This is a genomic window from Flavobacterium sp. SP2 (assembly GCF_057626655.1).
This window is the reverse complement of sequence record NZ_JBVHBT010000001.1, coordinates 265,051-280,998: the sequence shown is the minus strand read 5'-3', so window position 1 is coordinate 280,998 and position 15,948 is coordinate 265,051. Positions and strand designations below refer to the sequence as shown.

Annotated in this window: 16 protein-coding genes; 8 read left to right on the top strand and 8 right to left on the bottom strand. The window is 32.3% G+C overall.

Features of this window, described 5'->3' with window-relative positions; genetic code table 11:
* Positions 1-3 precede the first annotated feature (3 nt).
* Positions 4-510: an RNA polymerase sigma factor gene (locus ACZ098_RS01465; RefSeq protein ID WP_487309953.1), complete on the bottom strand. Its 507-nt coding sequence runs from the start codon at positions 508-510 to the stop codon at positions 4-6.
* 111 nt (positions 511-621) lie between these two features.
* Between ACZ098_RS01465 and ACZ098_RS01460 the strand changes: the two genes are divergently transcribed.
* From ACZ098_RS01460 to ACZ098_RS01450, 3 genes are all read left to right on the top strand, one after another.
* Positions 622-1,653 (top strand): hypothetical protein, encoded by a 1,032-nt coding sequence (locus tag ACZ098_RS01460; protein WP_487309952.1) that lies wholly within the window; start codon positions 622-624, stop codon positions 1,651-1,653.
* 26 nt (positions 1,654-1,679) lie between these two features.
* Positions 1,680-2,195 (top strand): hypothetical protein, encoded by a 516-nt coding sequence (locus ACZ098_RS01455; protein ID WP_487309951.1) that lies wholly within the window; start codon positions 1,680-1,682, stop codon positions 2,193-2,195.
* Between the two features lie 191 nt (positions 2,196-2,386).
* Positions 2,387-2,746 carry a hypothetical protein gene (locus tag ACZ098_RS01450; RefSeq protein WP_487309950.1) on the top strand — a complete coding sequence of 120 codons (360 nt, stop codon included), beginning with the start codon at positions 2,387-2,389 and terminating at the stop codon, positions 2,744-2,746.
* A 196-nt stretch (positions 2,747-2,942) separates the two neighbouring features.
* Here the strand turns inward: ACZ098_RS01450 and ACZ098_RS01445 are convergent, their stop codons facing one another.
* Positions 2,943-3,728, bottom strand: coding sequence for a hypothetical protein (locus tag ACZ098_RS01445; RefSeq protein WP_487309949.1), 786 nt, complete (start codon positions 3,726-3,728; stop codon positions 2,943-2,945).
* A gap of 140 nt (positions 3,729-3,868) precedes the next feature.
* Between ACZ098_RS01445 and ffh the strand changes: the two genes are divergently transcribed.
* The 3 genes from ffh to ACZ098_RS01430 all read left to right on the top strand — a co-directional run bounded on the left by ffh (position 3,869) and on the right by ACZ098_RS01430 (position 6,662).
* Entirely contained in the window at positions 3,869-5,197 is a 1,329-nt protein-coding gene (gene ffh / locus ACZ098_RS01440) for a signal recognition particle protein (RefSeq protein ID WP_487309948.1), read from the top strand.
* A gap of 83 nt (positions 5,198-5,280) precedes the next feature.
* Complete coding sequence (locus ACZ098_RS01435) at positions 5,281-6,168, top strand: bifunctional 5,10-methylenetetrahydrofolate dehydrogenase/5,10-methenyltetrahydrofolate cyclohydrolase (protein ID WP_487309947.1); 888 nt, start codon at positions 5,281-5,283, stop codon at positions 6,166-6,168.
* Positions 6,169-6,170: 2 nt separating this feature from the next.
* On the top strand, positions 6,171-6,662 hold the full coding sequence (locus tag ACZ098_RS01430) for an N-acetyltransferase family protein (protein WP_487309946.1): 492 nt from the start codon (positions 6,171-6,173) through the stop codon (positions 6,660-6,662).
* A gap of 13 nt (positions 6,663-6,675) precedes the next feature.
* Here ACZ098_RS01430 and ACZ098_RS01425 read toward each other — a convergent pair whose 3' ends face one another.
* From ACZ098_RS01425 to ACZ098_RS01405, 5 genes are all read right to left on the bottom strand, one after another.
* Positions 6,676-7,881, bottom strand: a complete 1,206-nt coding sequence (locus ACZ098_RS01425; RefSeq protein ID WP_487309945.1) for an NAD(P)/FAD-dependent oxidoreductase — start codon at positions 7,879-7,881, stop codon at positions 6,676-6,678.
* Positions 7,882-7,996: 115 nt separating this feature from the next.
* Complete coding sequence (gene rluF, locus ACZ098_RS01420; protein WP_487309944.1) at positions 7,997-8,806, bottom strand: 23S rRNA pseudouridine(2604) synthase RluF; 810 nt, start codon at positions 8,804-8,806, stop codon at positions 7,997-7,999.
* Positions 8,807-9,020: 214 nt separating this feature from the next.
* On the bottom strand, positions 9,021-9,896 hold the full coding sequence (locus ACZ098_RS01415) for an alpha/beta hydrolase (RefSeq protein ID WP_487309943.1): 876 nt from the start codon (positions 9,894-9,896) through the stop codon (positions 9,021-9,023).
* Between the two features lie 119 nt (positions 9,897-10,015).
* Positions 10,016-10,795, bottom strand: coding sequence for a zinc ribbon domain-containing protein (locus tag ACZ098_RS01410; RefSeq protein ID WP_487309942.1), 780 nt, complete (start codon positions 10,793-10,795; stop codon positions 10,016-10,018).
* A gap of 3 nt (positions 10,796-10,798) precedes the next feature.
* Positions 10,799-11,893 (bottom strand): Nif3-like dinuclear metal center hexameric protein, encoded by a 1,095-nt coding sequence (locus ACZ098_RS01405; protein WP_487309941.1) that lies wholly within the window; start codon positions 11,891-11,893, stop codon positions 10,799-10,801.
* 70 nt (positions 11,894-11,963) lie between these two features.
* Here ACZ098_RS01405 and lpxK point away from each other — a divergent pair, with 70 nt between their 5' ends.
* Both lpxK and ACZ098_RS01395 read left to right on the top strand, forming a co-directional pair.
* Positions 11,964-12,983 carry a tetraacyldisaccharide 4'-kinase gene (lpxK, locus tag ACZ098_RS01400; RefSeq protein ID WP_487309940.1) on the top strand — a complete coding sequence of 340 codons (1,020 nt, stop codon included), beginning with the start codon at positions 11,964-11,966 and terminating at the stop codon, positions 12,981-12,983.
* The gene (locus ACZ098_RS01395) at positions 12,955-13,767 is read left to right on the top strand and encodes a purine-nucleoside phosphorylase (protein WP_487309939.1); all 813 of its coding nucleotides are present in this window, start codon (positions 12,955-12,957) and stop codon (positions 13,765-13,767) included. The genes lpxK and ACZ098_RS01395 overlap by 29 nt, the downstream gene beginning before the upstream one ends.
* On the opposite strand, the gene ACZ098_RS01390 is transcribed toward ACZ098_RS01395, so the two are convergent.
* Positions 13,764-15,941: a tetratricopeptide repeat protein gene (locus ACZ098_RS01390; protein WP_487309938.1), complete on the bottom strand. Its 2,178-nt coding sequence runs from the start codon at positions 15,939-15,941 to the stop codon at positions 13,764-13,766. The two genes, ACZ098_RS01395 and ACZ098_RS01390, sit on opposite strands and share 4 nt — an antisense overlap.
* Positions 15,942-15,948: the final 7 nt, after the last annotated feature.

Below are 15,948 nucleotides of genomic sequence, written 5' to 3'. Positions count from 1 at the left end.
ACCCTACTTAAAGTTTTCAAATTCTTTACGCAATTCGACTAAGGCTAAATGAATTCGTTTTTCAACCGCTTTTACACTAATATTTAGTTCTTCAGCAATTTGAGCATATTTTTTTCCGTCAATTCGATGCATTAAGAAAGCTACACGCTGCGTTTCATTTAATCGATCAATGGCATGTAATAATTTCGATTTGAATTGTTCTTCTTCTAATAAAAATTCTGGATTTTCATTGGATCTGTCATTAAGAGCATTATTTTTTTGATAATTCACAACCACTTTCTGATGCGCAATAACATTTAAAGTAGTATTATTTGCAATGGTGTAAATATAAGATTTGGCTTTTTCTAGAGGAACATCAGCACAATTTTGCCAAAGTTTGATGAAAGCTTCTTGTGTGGCATCTTCTGCTTGATCTTGATTTCCAAATTTATAAAGCAAAAAATTTCGTAATTGTTTTACATGATTTTTAAAGAATTCTGAAAAAACATTTTCTTGGCACGTATCCGTCATTTTTTCTTTTGGAATTTTATTATTTGTAACGTAGCGTAAATATAATTATTTTTTTTATTTTAGGTAGGGTTTTAATTGATCCGATTGTTTTACATCAAATAAGTATACATTATGAGAACATGTCAATATATTTTATTAGGACTTTTATCTATTCTATTTTTCTCTTGTCAAAAGGAAGAAAACGAAGTGATTCAAGATCCAGCGCAAAATTTAAATAAAACTTCTCCATTGGTAAATTTATTATCTAGAGTGTCACAAAATACGACTTCACAAGATAATGTTTTAGATAATTCTAGTTGTTTTAGTGTGCAATTGCCAGTAACCGTTATTGTGAATGGTGCGAATGTAGTTGTAGCTACCGAAGCCGATTATCAAACGGTTCAAGATGCCATTGATGCCTTTTCTGACGATGATGATATTGTGAATTTTATTTATCCAATAACGATTCAATATCAAAATTTTTCTACACAAGTCATCAATAATGCAGATGCTTTAGATGATGTTTTAGACGATTGCGATGAAGACGATGATTTTAATGAAATAGATTGCGTTACCATAAATTATCCTGTTGTATTGAATATTTATGATAGTAATAATCAATTAGCCAGCACTTTGACTATAAATAGCGACACTCAGTTTTATAATTTTATAGAAGATTTAGATGATAACGAATTTATTGCTATAAACTTTCCAATTTCCGTTACAGATTCCAATGGAAACAATGTGGTAATTTCGAGTAACAGCCAGTTAGAAGATGTTATTGAAGAATCCATAGATGATTGTGATGATAATTCCGGCGGCGGTGGTGGAAGCGCAGCTTTTTCTGATGTTATTACAAATGGAACATGGTATATTTCCTATTTTTTCGAAGACGATGATAACGATACAAGCGACTACATAGGCTATAATTTTACGTTTTCTGCATCAGGTAGTATTACGGTAGTTAAAGCTTCGGCGACAACTAGCGGAAATTGGAGTAATTATGTTGATAATGGCGATGATATAATGGAACTAGATTTTAACGATTCCAATTTAGATGAATTAGAAGAAGATTGGGAGATTACAGAATACTCTTCAACTGTAGTCAAACTAAAACACGTTAGCGGCGGAGAAACCGATTATTTATATTTTACCAAAAATTAGAAACCAACAACAAATAAAACAATATTATGAACACAAAGAAGACAAAAACGAGAAGCAACACATTATTAGAAAGAGGAAAAAAAATAGCCTTAATTCCTTTTTTATCAGTCGTATTTTTTATGAGTATGGCATCGACTTGCAGCAGCGACGATGATAACAATAATTCATCTTCCGACCCAACTCCAGTTATCAATACGGTAACTTCAGGAACATGGCGTGTAACGTATTATTTTGATACCGATTCCGACGAAACTAACAATTTTACGGGATATAATTTCACATTTGGTTCATCAAATGTGTTAACGGCCTCTAATGGAACCAATACGTATACAGGTTCGTGGTCGGTAACAAATGATGATGATAGCGATGATGATAATCCAAGTAGTGATTTAGATTTCAACATTTTGTTTACATCGCCAGCTAATTTTGCAGATTTATCAGATGATTGGGATATTGTGTCAAGAACTTCAACCAAAATCGAATTGATTGATGTGAGTGGAGGAAACGGTGGAACCGATTATTTGACTTTAGAAAAAAATTAATTTAACCTACATTACGCATGCCAAGAAACCATTCATAATTTGAATGGTTTTTTTGTGTACAAATTTCTTTTGATACCTATTTTTTTTTATGATCTTGGCGTAATTGAAATCTGAATTAAATATTTTATACAAGTTAATTGTTGAAAAAAATTTACCTTAGCATTTGGTGAAAATTTAAAAAATATAAGTCGATGAAATACTTCAAAATTTCAATTTTATTTTTAATCTGCAGTTGTAAAGTACATGCACAAGGAGGCGAGGCAAAGTGGATAAAACCATCTGTATTTAATTTTGAAATTGCACCTGCCGTTTATAATGATGCTGAAGTACAAAATATAGTAAGTGACAGGATAATTATTAGTTTCACAGTTGATGAAAAATGCCAAGTTCATGATTTTGAAGTATCGCAAGGCAAATTAAAATCATTTAGTGAATGGGCAAAAAAGGAATCAGATGTCATTACTCGCGAGTGGTTTAAAAATTATCCATGCACTTCTACAGAAAAGAAATCAGTTAGATTTCCTATTACAGTCAACTTTAACCAACCGTGATTTAAATAGTCTTTTTATTCGTATTGTATCGCATGTTGCCTAAGCTCTAACTTTTGAATTGCAGTTACTTTTTTTAAAATAAATTATAGTGCAGGTAATCAGTGCTGTTTAATTTTGCGTCTTTGTTATAAATAAACATAAAAAAAAGGTTCAAATGAATTGTCATTTGAACCTTTATAAATTTTAAAAAAGTAATTTATTTTACTGATTTTATTCTGCCATCATCATCACTATCATCGTCATCATCGTCATCGTTTCCGTCATCATCATTGTCATCATACAAATCGGTTGCATCTTTAATTTTGTTCTTAATTAAATTAGCTAAAGCGTTATTACCATCTGTATCAACCGGACTAATTTCGATAAGACCATCATTGTTACCATCAGTAGCAGTTGTTAAATCTACAGAAGCTAAAACAGCATCTAAATTAAAATCAAAAACTATAGTAGCATTACCGTTTGTAATGGTCAGATTTTGATTAGCATCATCATAATCAATTTCGAATTCTTCACTAATGTCATGCCAAAAAACAAAAGGTGTATCATTAATCGTACCTTTTATTTGAACCGATTTATTGAACAAAGGGCTAGCAGCATTGATACTTTTATGCATGTTGAATTGTACTTCTTCATAAACTCCGTTCGGAATGTTTAACGATGTAATTGTAGCTGGACCATTTAATAAATCCAATTCAAATGGACCGCTAAGTCTGAATTCGTCGTCATCGCCATAAAAACCATCACCATAGTTGTCATCGTCGTCATCATAAAAATCATCATCCAATTCAAATTCAATATTTTTCAAATTGATTTGAAATTCTGTAATACTAACAGCATTTACAGCTCTTGCCGAAGCTCCAGTGTAAGTAGCTTTTGCCTGAATTTTCAAATTTTCTGATGGTTGATTGTCATCATTGCTACAAGAGGTAGCTGTTGCTAATAATACAGCAAGAAATCCTGATAAAATTTTTCTGTTTTTCATAATAGTTTATTTTTTGTTTACAGATATGAAACAAGTAAGGATTAAAATACCCTACCTAAAAATTTAAAAAAATTACATTCATCATTTTTTGATGCTCTATTCCTTTATCTTATATTTGCACTTCAATAAAAATAAAAACTATGTTCAATAATTTAAGCGATAAATTAGATAAAGCATTCCATATCCTAAAAGGTCATGGAAAAATCACCGAAGTCAACGTTGCCGATACACTAAAAGAAGTGCGTCGTGCCTTGCTTGATGCCGATGTTAATTTTAAAATCGCTAAAGATTTTACAACACGAGTTAAAGAAAAAGCTATTGGTCAAGACGTATTGACTACGTTGCAACCGGGACAATTAATGGTAAAAATCGTTAAAGACGAACTTACCGAACTTATGGGTGGCGACGCAGCCGGAATTAATCTTTCGGGCAATCCAACAGTAATTTTAATGTCAGGTTTACAAGGTTCAGGAAAAACAACTTTCTCTGGTAAACTTGCCAACTATTTAAAAACGAAAAAAAATAAAAAACCGCTACTTGTTGCGTGTGATATTTATCGTCCAGCGGCAATCAATCAATTGCATGTTGTTGGTGATCAAATAGGAGTAGAGGTTTACTCAGAGCCAGAAAATAAAAATCCAGTTGATATTTCTCAAAAAGCAATTGCGTATGCAAAAGCCAATGGTTTCAATGTTGTAATTGTAGATACCGCTGGTCGATTGGCAGTAGACGAGGAAATGATGAACGAAATTGCCAATGTTCACAAAGCTATTCAACCGCATGAAACGTTATTTGTTGTAGATTCTATGACTGGTCAAGATGCCGTAAATACTGCTAAAGCATTTAACGACAGATTGAATTTTGATGGAGTTATTTTAACAAAATTAGACGGTGATACTCGTGGTGGAGCAGCAATTTCTATCAAATCGGTTGTTGACAAACCTATAAAATTCATCGGAACTGGTGAAAAAATGGATGCTATTGATGTCTTTTATCCATCTCGTATGGCTGAAAGAATTTTGGGTATGGGTGACGTTGTATCACTTGTAGAACGTGCTCAAGAGCAATACGATGAAGATGAAGCTAGAAAATTACAGAAAAAAATTGCTAAAAACGAATTTGGTTTCGACGACTTTCTTACTCAAATACAACAAATCAAGAAAATGGGTAGCATGAAAGATCTTGTTGGTATGATTCCTGGTGCCGGAAAAGCATTGAAGGATGTAGAGATTGAAGACGATGCTTTTAAACATATTGAGGCCATCATTCATTCCATGACACCAAAAGAACGATCTAAACCAGCTTTGCTAGATATGAAAAGAAAAACTAGAATTGCAAAAGGTTCTGGAACTAAAATAGAGCAAGTTAATCAACTGTTAAAGCAGTTTGAGCAAATGAGCAAAATGATGAAAATGATGCAAGGTCCAGGCGGAAAAAATATGATGCGAATGATGGGCGGTATGAAATAAAAAGTTGAGACGCGATTTATCGCGTCTTTTTTTTATCTAAAAATAATACAACAACAATTTACAAATAACTACAAACCAAGAAAATGGAATTATTAGACGGAAAAAAAGTATCCGATGATATCAAATCTGAAATCACGGCAGAAGTAAATCAAATGAAAGCCAACGGCGAAAAAGTACCCCATCTTGCTGCAATTATTGTTGGAAACGATGGTGCAAGTTTGACCTATGTTGGAAGTAAAGTAAAATCATGTCAATTGGTTGGTTTTGAATCTACTTTGGTGAAAATGCCAAGTACAACATCGGAAACCGAATTACTAAAAAAAATTAAGCAATTAAACGAAGACGATAACATCGATGGTTTTATTGTACAACTGCCGTTACCTGAACAAATTGATACTCAAAAAATTCTAATGGCAATCGATCCAAGCAAAGATGTGGATGGTTTTCACCCAGAAAATTTTGGTAAAATGGCTTTGGATATGACCACTTTTATTCCGGCAACACCTTTCGGAATTTTGGAATTGCTAGAGCGTTACAATGTAGAAACCAAAGGAAAACATACTGTTGTTATAGGAAGAAGTCACATTGTAGGTCGACCAATGAGTATCTTAATGGGTAGAAAAGGTTTTCCAGGTAATTCAACGGTTACCTTAACGCACAGTTATACTAAAAATATTGCTCAAATAACCACTCAAGCCGATATTATTATCACCGCATTAGGCGTTCCTAATTATTTAAAAGCTGAAATGGTAAAAGACGGTGCCGTAATAATAGATGTAGGAATTACGCGCGTTCCAGATGAAACTACCGAACGAGGTTATAGAATTACAGGTGATGTAGATTTTGAAATGGTATCAAAAAAAGCATCGTACATAACCCCAGTTCCAGGTGGAGTTGGACCAATGACTATCGCTATGTTATTAAAAAACACCTTATTAGCTAGAGAACAAAAGCGTTTGAAAACAAAATAAGTATGATTATTTTTGAAGCAAACATAGCTCAACTTTCTATTATAAGAGATTTAGCGTATAGAATTTGGCCGTCAACTTACGGTGAAATACTTTCGGAAGCGCAATTAAAATTTATGTTGGATAAATTCTATGACATAGATTTTTTAGAAAATCTTAGAATTAATGGACAGCATTTTCTTCTGTTGGAAGAAAATGCTGTTTTTCTTGGTTATGCATCTTACGAATTAAATTACGAAAATTCTAATAAAACTAAAATCCAAAAGATATATGTTTTGCCTGAAACGCAAGGAAAAGGTTTAGGAAGAAAGTTAATGGATTTTATAAAAAATAAAGCCATTGAAAGTGATAATGATGGCTTACTTTTAAATGTAAATCGTTACAATAATGCCTTAGGTTTCTACGAAAAATACGGCTACACAATTAAAGAAACCGTTGATATTGAAATTGGAAATGGATATCTAATGGAAGATTATGTTATGGAATTGAAGTTTTAGGATGGACTAAAATTTATCTTCTAAATCTAAAATAATCAGCCAATTCGGGAGAATTTCCTTTTAATAATTCAGAAATCAACTCCATTCCAATTACTGAAAACGTTATTCCATTTCCACCAAATCCCAATACAAAAAGTGTGTTTTCAAAGTCAGGATGCTTACCAATATAAGGCAATCCGTCTTTGGTTTCTCCAAAGGTTCCAGCCCAATTAAAATCAATTCTGAAATCGTAATCGGGAAGTATTTTTTTGAGGTATTTTTTGAGTTTTTCAGATTTTTTTGGAAGCAACTTATCTCGCTTTTCTGGGTTTACAAAATCTTCGTCTTCACCACCAATTAACAATCGTCCATCGTCTGTTGTTCTCATATAAATATAAGGCTTGGCGGTATTCCAAAATAAAGTATCTTTTAATTTTGCCTGATTGTCTTCATTTATTTCGCCAACCATGGCATATGTTGAAAGCAAGTTTACAAATTTATCTTTTATGAGTTCTACACTTTCAAAGCCGTTGCAATAAATTATTTTTTTGGCTTTGATTTTACTTCCGTATTCTGTTGTAACTTCTACACCATTTTTAGAATAATTTACGATTTCAATGTCATTTTTATCATAAATTTCCAATCCTTTTTGATGATTGTAAGCCAATATATCGTGTGCTAATTTAAATGCATCAATGCTTCCGCCTTGAGAAGATAAAATGCCACCATGCGAAGTTTTGATCCCAAATTGGGCTTCAATTTCTTTTGATTCCAACCATTTTACACCAAAACCATATTTTTTTCTGGCTTCAAATTCTTTCTTCAAACTAGAAACATCTTTTTTAAAAGCTGCATAGTATAACGAATCTTTTTTTACAAAGCCGCAATCTGATTTTACAGTTTTTACAATTGTACCTAAATCATCTATCGATTTATAACATGCTTTGTAACTAGCAACTGCCGCCTTTTCACCAATTAAATCTATAAGTTCAAACAGTTTTACATCAATTTCATATTGTAACATGGATGTTGTTGCGGAGGTGCTTCCGTTTGCGATTTCTCGACGGTCGATGAGTGCGGTTTTATGTCCATCTTTAATGCATTGATGCGCAATTAAACTTCCTGTAATTCCGCCACCAACTATTAAAATATCAACTGAAATGTCTTCTCTTAAAGATGGATACGAATTCAGAATTCCATTTTTTACTAACCAAAAGGGTTCATTGGATTTTAGTTTCATAGTGAATGGAGTATTTTTTTACAGAAGTATTTTTTTTTGTTAGTTACCAAATTTAAGCAACAAATCCCCAACTGTTTTTACACAATTGAGGATTAATGTTCTATAATTTATGAATTTATCTTCTGGAATTTCTATTATTGAAGTTGCTGTTGTTATTTCCGTTAAAGCTGTTTTCGTTGGGTTTAACCTTTGGAAAACTGGCTTCTTCTGTCTTACTTGATGGTTCTATTAACTGGTTTAATTCGGTAATTTCTTCATCAGTTAAATCGCGATAACGTCCAAGCGGAACGTCTAATGAAATATTGATAATTCGTGTTCTTTTTAAAGCGGTTACATCATAATCAAGATACTCACACATTCTACGAATTTGGCGGTTTAAACCTTGGGTTAATATAATTCTAAAAACGTTTTTGCTTACTTGTTCTACTTTACATTTACGCGTAATGGTATCTAGAATCGGAATTCCGTTTGCCATTCTTTCTATAAATCTATCGGTTATCGGACGATTTACCGTTACTATATATTCTTTTTCGTGGTTGTTTCTTGCGCGAAGAATTTTGTTTACAATATCGCCGTCATTGGTCATAAAGATAAGTCCTTCGCTGGCTTTGTCGAGTCGTCCAATTGGGAAAATACGTTGCGGATAATTGATGTAATCTACAATGTTGTCACGAACATCTAAGTTGGTAGTGCATTCGATTCCTGGTGGTTTATTGAAAGCAAGATAGACTGGTTTTTCGGTTTTTTCACGTATTAATTTTCCGTCTACTCGAACTTCGTCGGTTGGCGTGACTTTGGTTCCCATTTCAGGTACAATTCCGTTGATGGTTACTCGACCATTTTCAATGAGTTTATCGGCTTCTCTGCGCGAACAATAGCCTGTTTCTGATAAAAACTTGTTTAGTCTTGTGAGTTTGTCTTCCATAATGCAAAGATAGGATTTTTTTAAAGTTGAAGGCGATTCTTGCAACCGGAAATTGATTTGAAAATGATTCTAAATTTACCTGAAGTTGGTCAGTAGCCTATACCTGTTTGCCGAAAAGCAGATTGCAGTGACATCCTTTTTTATAACTTATTTTAGGTTTAAAAACGATAAATTGGAAAGCTTAAAGAAGAATTTATAGATACTTCCCAAGCGTTTATGCTTCTTCTAAAAAAGTATTGATTTGTAGGTACAATTCGTCGTTATGCAAGCTGTGTCCAAGTTCGCTGGTTTCGATGTAGGTTACGTTTTTAAATCCTGAAGCAAACTTTTTTCCTTCGGCAACTGCCACAATATTGTCGTGTGTGTCGTGTGCAATTAGGGTTTTTATGGGTATGTTCTTGGCAAATTCGTGACCTGAAAATTCATTGATGTTGATATTGAATTTTTCTATGAATTTATTTTGCATTAGGTGATGTACTTTGTTGTTCAAACTCAACATAGCGATGTAGTTTTGGACAATAATGCGTAAATCTGATGGTGCGCCAAGCAAAACCATCTTGCTGATGGTTGAATTGGGATATTTTTTTTGATGATATACGCAGGCTGCGCCACCGATGGAATGGCCAATTAAATAGTTGGGTTTGTATTTTTGAACCGCAATTTCCAAAAATTCGGTGTAAAGCGGTACATTAAATTCTTTTCCGGAACTTAAACCGTGTGCTGGTGCATCGATTGCAATAATAGTTTTACCTAACTTTTTTAGATGCGGCAACATTTTTTTCCATCGCGATGCGTTACTTTCCCAACCGTGAACTAGTAGAATTACTTCGTCATTGCCTTTAGCTTCGCTCAGTTCGTTTATACCTCGAGTCCAAGTATAAGTTTGGAAGTTGTGTTCGTTATAGTGTAATGTTTCTTGTACAGCTTGCGATAAGGTTTTGGGTAATTTTTCTAGTTTGATTCGACCTTTTCGAGGTTGACTAAAAAGTGAGTAGGCAAGGTGTTTTGCCTTTTGTGGAGCAAAGAGGCTTAAAATATTGATGTATAATCCAATGGATTTGGTAATTATGAAGTATTGAATTTTTTTCAAATCGAACGTTTTTTATTGCACTAAATTATTTTTTTTTTACAAATTTAGTTTTGATAAATGTACTATGAATTTGGGTTTTAAACAAAAAAAAACCACGCTTTTAACGTGGTTTTATATTTTTACATTTTTGCAAAAAGTTGTTCCATTTTTTCTCTTTCTTCATCAGCAAGAGCGGCATCAACTAATATTCTTCCCGAATGTTCGTCGGTAATGATTTTTTTTCTTGCAGCAATTTCTACTTGTATTTGTGGAGGAATTGTAAAGAATGATCCTGCAGAAGCACCACGCTCTATACATACAACAGCTAAACCGTTTCTTACACTACTGCGAATTCTTTTGTAAGCTGCAAGTAAACGTTCTTCGATTTGTGCCTCGTATTCAGATGATTTTTCAGAAAGAAAAGCCTCTTCTTTTTGAGTTTCTGACATGATGTCGTTCAACTCTGCTTTTTTATGTTTTAAGTGATTCGATTTTTGCTCTAATTTTTCTTTAGAGTTAGCAACGACTTCTTTTTTATGCTCAATAGAAGCTTTTAATTCCTTAATATGTTTTTCTGCTAATTGAATTTCTAATTCTTGAAATTCTACTTCTTTAGTCAACGAGTTGAATTCTCTATTGTTACGAACATCTTTTTGTTGTTCAGTATATTTTTTAATTGCAGCTTGGTGGTTTTCGATAGCTACTTTTTTAGTTTTAATACTGTCTTCGATAGTAACTAAATCACTCTGTAATTTTTCTAAACGAGTGGTTAAACCAGCAACTTCATCTTCTAAATCTTCCACTTCCAAAGGCAATTCACCTCTTACGTTTCTTATTTCGTCAATTCTTGAGTCGATTAATTGTAAATCATATAGCGCTCTTAATTTTTCTTCAACGCTTAATTCTTTTGTAGTAGCCATAGTTTAAAAGTACTTAACAGGATTTGTATTTTCTTGCGATAAAACGATTGCAAAATTAGTAATTTTTTCTTTAAGAAAATCAACAATATAATTTTTTGTATATCTTTCGCTTTCAAAGTGTCCAATATCGGCTATAAGTATTTGATTTTCAGATTCGTAAAATTGATGATATTTTAAATCTGAGGTTAAAAATGCATCGGCATCTTGTTGTATAGCATTTGGTATCGCAAAACTACCTGAACCACCAAGAACAGCGACTTTACGAATTTTTTTACCTGTAAAAGCACTGTGTCTTATTCCGCCGCATTGCATTTTCTCTTTTACCATTTGAAGAAAATCAGTTTCGTTTAAAGGCGTTTCCAGTTCGGCAATCATTCCTAAACCTATATTTTGATGTGTATTCTGAATGTCATAAATTTCGTATGCAACTTCTTCATAAACATGATTTGAAAACAATGCTTTAAGAATTTTACTTTGTAAGTATTTTTCAAATGTGACTTCGATTTTTACTTCATTGGTTTGCGTAAGTTCACCTTTAGTTCCAACTACAGGATTGCTATTTTCATTTCCTTGATACGTGCTAAAACCATCTGAATTGAAGCTGCATTTTTCATAATTTCCAATAGTTCCTGCTCCAGCTTCAAATAGCGAATTTCGCAGTTTTTCAGCATTTTCTGGAATTGTGTAGGTAATTAATTTTTGAATGAAATTGGGTTTCGGAATTAAAATTTTAGCATTTATCAATCCTAAAGCATCGCAAAAAATTTTGTTTACACCATTCATGTGATTATCCAAAGCGGTATGAACGGCATAAATAGCAATATCATTTTTTATGGCTTTAATAATGGAGCGTTCTACATAGTTTTTCCCAGTAATTTTTTTTAATCCTGAAAATAGTATAGGATGGAAGCAAACAACTAGATTGCAATTTTGAGCAATAGCTTCATCAATTACGCTTTCTAATGCGTCGTGACATACTAATATTCCTGTTGCTTCAGCTTCTTTATCGCCAACTAGTAAGCCTACGTTATCAAAATCTTCGGCATAAGATAATGGTGCTAATTCTTCAAGTATCGGTAAAAGCTCTTTAATTTTCATGGTGCGGATTTGTGTAACAAATTAACGAATAAACAAATTAACTTTAAAATAATAATACTACTTTCGTACTATGATTTTCTTTAGGTATTTACTTTTTCCGTTTGCCGTATTGTACGGATGGATAACTGATTTACGAAATTTTCTTTATGATACAGGAGTTTTAAAATCGTATTCATTTGATATTCCAATTATTGCTGTAGGAAATTTGAGCGTTGGAGGAACTGGAAAGTCGCCACAGATTGAGTATTTGATTCGGTTGTTATCCGATACACATAAAATAGCAACGTTGAGCCGAGGCTATAAAAGAAATTCGAAAGGATTTATTTTGGCAAATGAAACTTCCAATGCTTCAATTTTGGGTGATGAACCGTTTCAATTTTACAAAAAGTTTCCAAATGTTCAAGTTGCTGTTGATGCCGATAGAAAGAATGGTATTGAACAACTACTTTCTTTGACTCAAAAACCCGATGTAATTCTTTTAGACGATGCTTTTCAGCATAGAAAAGTTAAAGCTGGATTTTATATTTTACTGACAGCGTACGATGATTTTTTTTACGATGATTATTTGTTACCAACCGGAATGCTACGTGAAAGTAGAAAAGGTGCAAAACGTGCCGACATGATAATTGTCACAAAATGTCCGAAAGATTTATCAGAAATTGCACAAGAAGAAATAAGGGCTAAAATTGGACGCAAGCAACCGGTCTTTTTTACTTTTATAGAGTACGATGACTATATTTATTCTAATACACAAAAGTTGGATATAACTACTGTTTTCGAAAGCAATAAAATTGCAGTTGCTGGAATAGCGAAACCACAACCTTTTTTTGATTTTTTAAAAGTAAGTGATTTTGATACTTTACTATTTTCTGACCATCACGAGTTTTCAAATGCGGATATTAAAACTATAAAAGATAAAGCTAACGACAAAATTATTGTTACTACCGAAAAAGATTTTGTGAGGCTAAACGATAAATTACAAACTAAAAAATTATATTATTTACCCATAAAAAGTTCTTTTGTTACTGGGCGAGAAATATTTGATAAAATCATTTTAAATTATGTGGGAAGAAGTACAAGAAACCGTTAATTATATCAAACAGAAAACCAATTTCACACCTGAATACGGTGTTATTTTAGGTTCAGGATTAGGTAGTTTTACAGATGATATTACCATTGTTCATACATTGCCTTATGCTGATATTCCTAATTTTCCAGTTTCTACTGTTGAAGGGCATAAAGGCGCGTTGGTTTTTGGTACAATTGGAGATAAAAATGTGGTCGCCATGCAAGGAAGATTTCATTTTTATGAAGGGTATGACATGAAGCAAGTTACCTTTCCTGTGCGTGTCATGAAATTTTTGGGCGTTTCGAAACTGATTGTTTCTAATGCTTCTGGCGGTGTAAATCCAAATTATAAAGTGGGTTCGATTGTAATATTGAAAGATCATATTAATATGATGCCTGAACATCCATTGAGAGGGAAAAACGACGAACGATTTGGACCTCGATTTGTAAATATGAGTGAACCTTTTAGCCGAAAAATGATTTTAAAGGTTAAGGATTTGGCGCAACAGCACACTATTGAAATTCACGACGGTGTTTATCTTGGATTGCAAGGACCAACATTTGAAACTTTATCGGAATATAGAATGGTAAAAACGATTGGCGCCGATTGTGTTGGAATGTCTACCGTGCCCGAAGTAATTGTGGCAAGACACATGGATTTAGAAACTTTTGGGATATCAGTAATTACCGATATGGGTGATGAAGAAAGTATCGATACAATTACACACGCTGAAGTTCTTGAAGCAGCTAAAGAAGCTGAGCCTAAAGTTCGAATTTTAATTAAAGAATTGATTCTAAATTATTAAGATAAATTTTCAGAAATAATTTTGTAGAATTTTTCTGGTTCGAATGGCTTGGTAATCACATCGGTCATTCCGTAAGAAAGAAGCATTTCGCGGTTTTCATTTAAGGAGATTGCGGTTAAAGCAATTATCGGTAATGAAGTATTAAATTCTCGTATTTGTTGGGTTGCAATGGTACCGTTTATTCCAGGTAAATGTACATCCATTAAGACTAAGTCGTAATCGTTTATTTCTTTTAATAATGCTACCGATTCTTCTCCGTTATCTACAATTTTACAAAACATGCCTTTGTTTTCAAGCATTTTTTTGGTAATCATTTGGTTGATTTTATTGTCTTCTACCAACAGAATTTTCTTGTCGTAAACGATACTTTGATCGAACTCTATTTTCTTAACAGGAGCAATTATTTCCTGATCGATTTGAAATGGTAATGAAAATGAAAATGTAGAACCAAGACCAACTTTACTATTTAACGAAATTGTTCCGCCAAGTAGTTCTATCAATCGTTTTACAATGGTTAGTCCTAAACCTGTACCGCCGTATTTTCTATTAATTTCAATTGATCCTTGTGAGAAACTATTGAATATTTCTTGTTGTTTATCTTCAGGAATTCCAATTCCGTTATCCGAAACTTTAAAGTCTATTCGCAAATTATTTTGTTCAAAACTATTAATTTTAGCTTCAACTTTAACGTAACCATTTTTAGTAAATTTCAACGAATTATTGATTAAATTCATAAAAATTTGCGAAAGTTTGGTGGTATCACCAATTAAACTTGATGGAATTTTTTCATCAACCTCAAGTAGAAATGTATTTTTATTCTCTAAAGCAATTTCTTTTAAAGAATTTTGAATATTAAAAAGTAACGATTTTAAGTTAAACGAAATTCCTTCTACCGGAATATTATTCGATTCTATTCGGTTTATTTCTAAGATATCGTTGATAAAAGTTAGTAAATAATTACCTGAAAACTGCAAAGAATTTAGATATTCTAATTGTTCTTTTTTTGGATTTTCTTCTAATAATAAGTGTGTAATTCCGTTGATTGCATTTAATGGTGTACGCAATTCGTGACTCACGGTTGATAAAAATTCAGTTCTTGCTTTAGACGCTTTTTCTGCATCCTCTTTAGCCTTTAGTAACTCATTATTTTTTTCTTGAAGTAGTGAGTTACTTTGATTTCGAAGTATGTTGTTTTTGTATAAAGACAAACTTAGAAGTGATAATATCGAAATTAAAGCAATGGCTAAAATGCTTATCAATTTAGCAAATGAGTTGGCTTTGTCGTTATTTTTATTATCTCTATCAATTTGTTCAATAAGCCTTAGTTTTTCCGAATTTTTAAACGATTCAAAATCCTGTACATCAATTTTATTGTTGTTAATTTCAAGCAAACTATCTCTAAGTTTAAGATGTTGCTTTAATAAAGAATTTGATTTTTTAAGGTTATTTGAATTTTCGTAAACCACACTTAACGACAATAAAATTTTTGACTTCAAGTCGATGTTTTTATCTTCGTTCGAAATTTTATAAGCTTTTTCAAGATAATTTAAGGCTAAGTTGTATCTCTTTTTCTCAATTTCTATTTTCCCAATATAATATAGCGCTTCTGATTTTATTTTACTATTTCCGTCAGGATTTTCGGTTATAAGTAAGCTTTCAAAGATGTTATTGGCTAAATTGAATTTTCCTTTCTTAAAGTAAACTTTTGCTTCTTGAAGGTTGATCATTTCGCTTGCAACCGATATTTTTAATTTTTCATAAATGGATTTTGATGTTTCAAAATTTTTTTCAGCCATCAAATAGTTATTTTTTTCCAGATAACAAATTCCTAAGTTGTAGTAGGTAAAAGCTTGTTGTGGAGATGGTTCAAGTGTAGAAAAAACAGAAATACTTTTGTCTAAAACTTCTAATGCATCATCAAACTTTTTAATTTCAAGATATACGACACCAAGGTTTGAATAGCTGTTAGCAATTGCTTTTTGATCATTATTCTTCTTTGCAATGTCTAATGCTTTTTGAGAATAATTCAAGCAATTTTTATAATTATTAAGTGTTTTATTATATTTAACTAAAGCCAAATAATAGGTTACACTATCGTTTTTCTCAAGTTTTGAAGATTGAGAAAATAGCAATGATGAATACAATATACAGATAAATAAAAGGCATTGCCTCATTGGTATT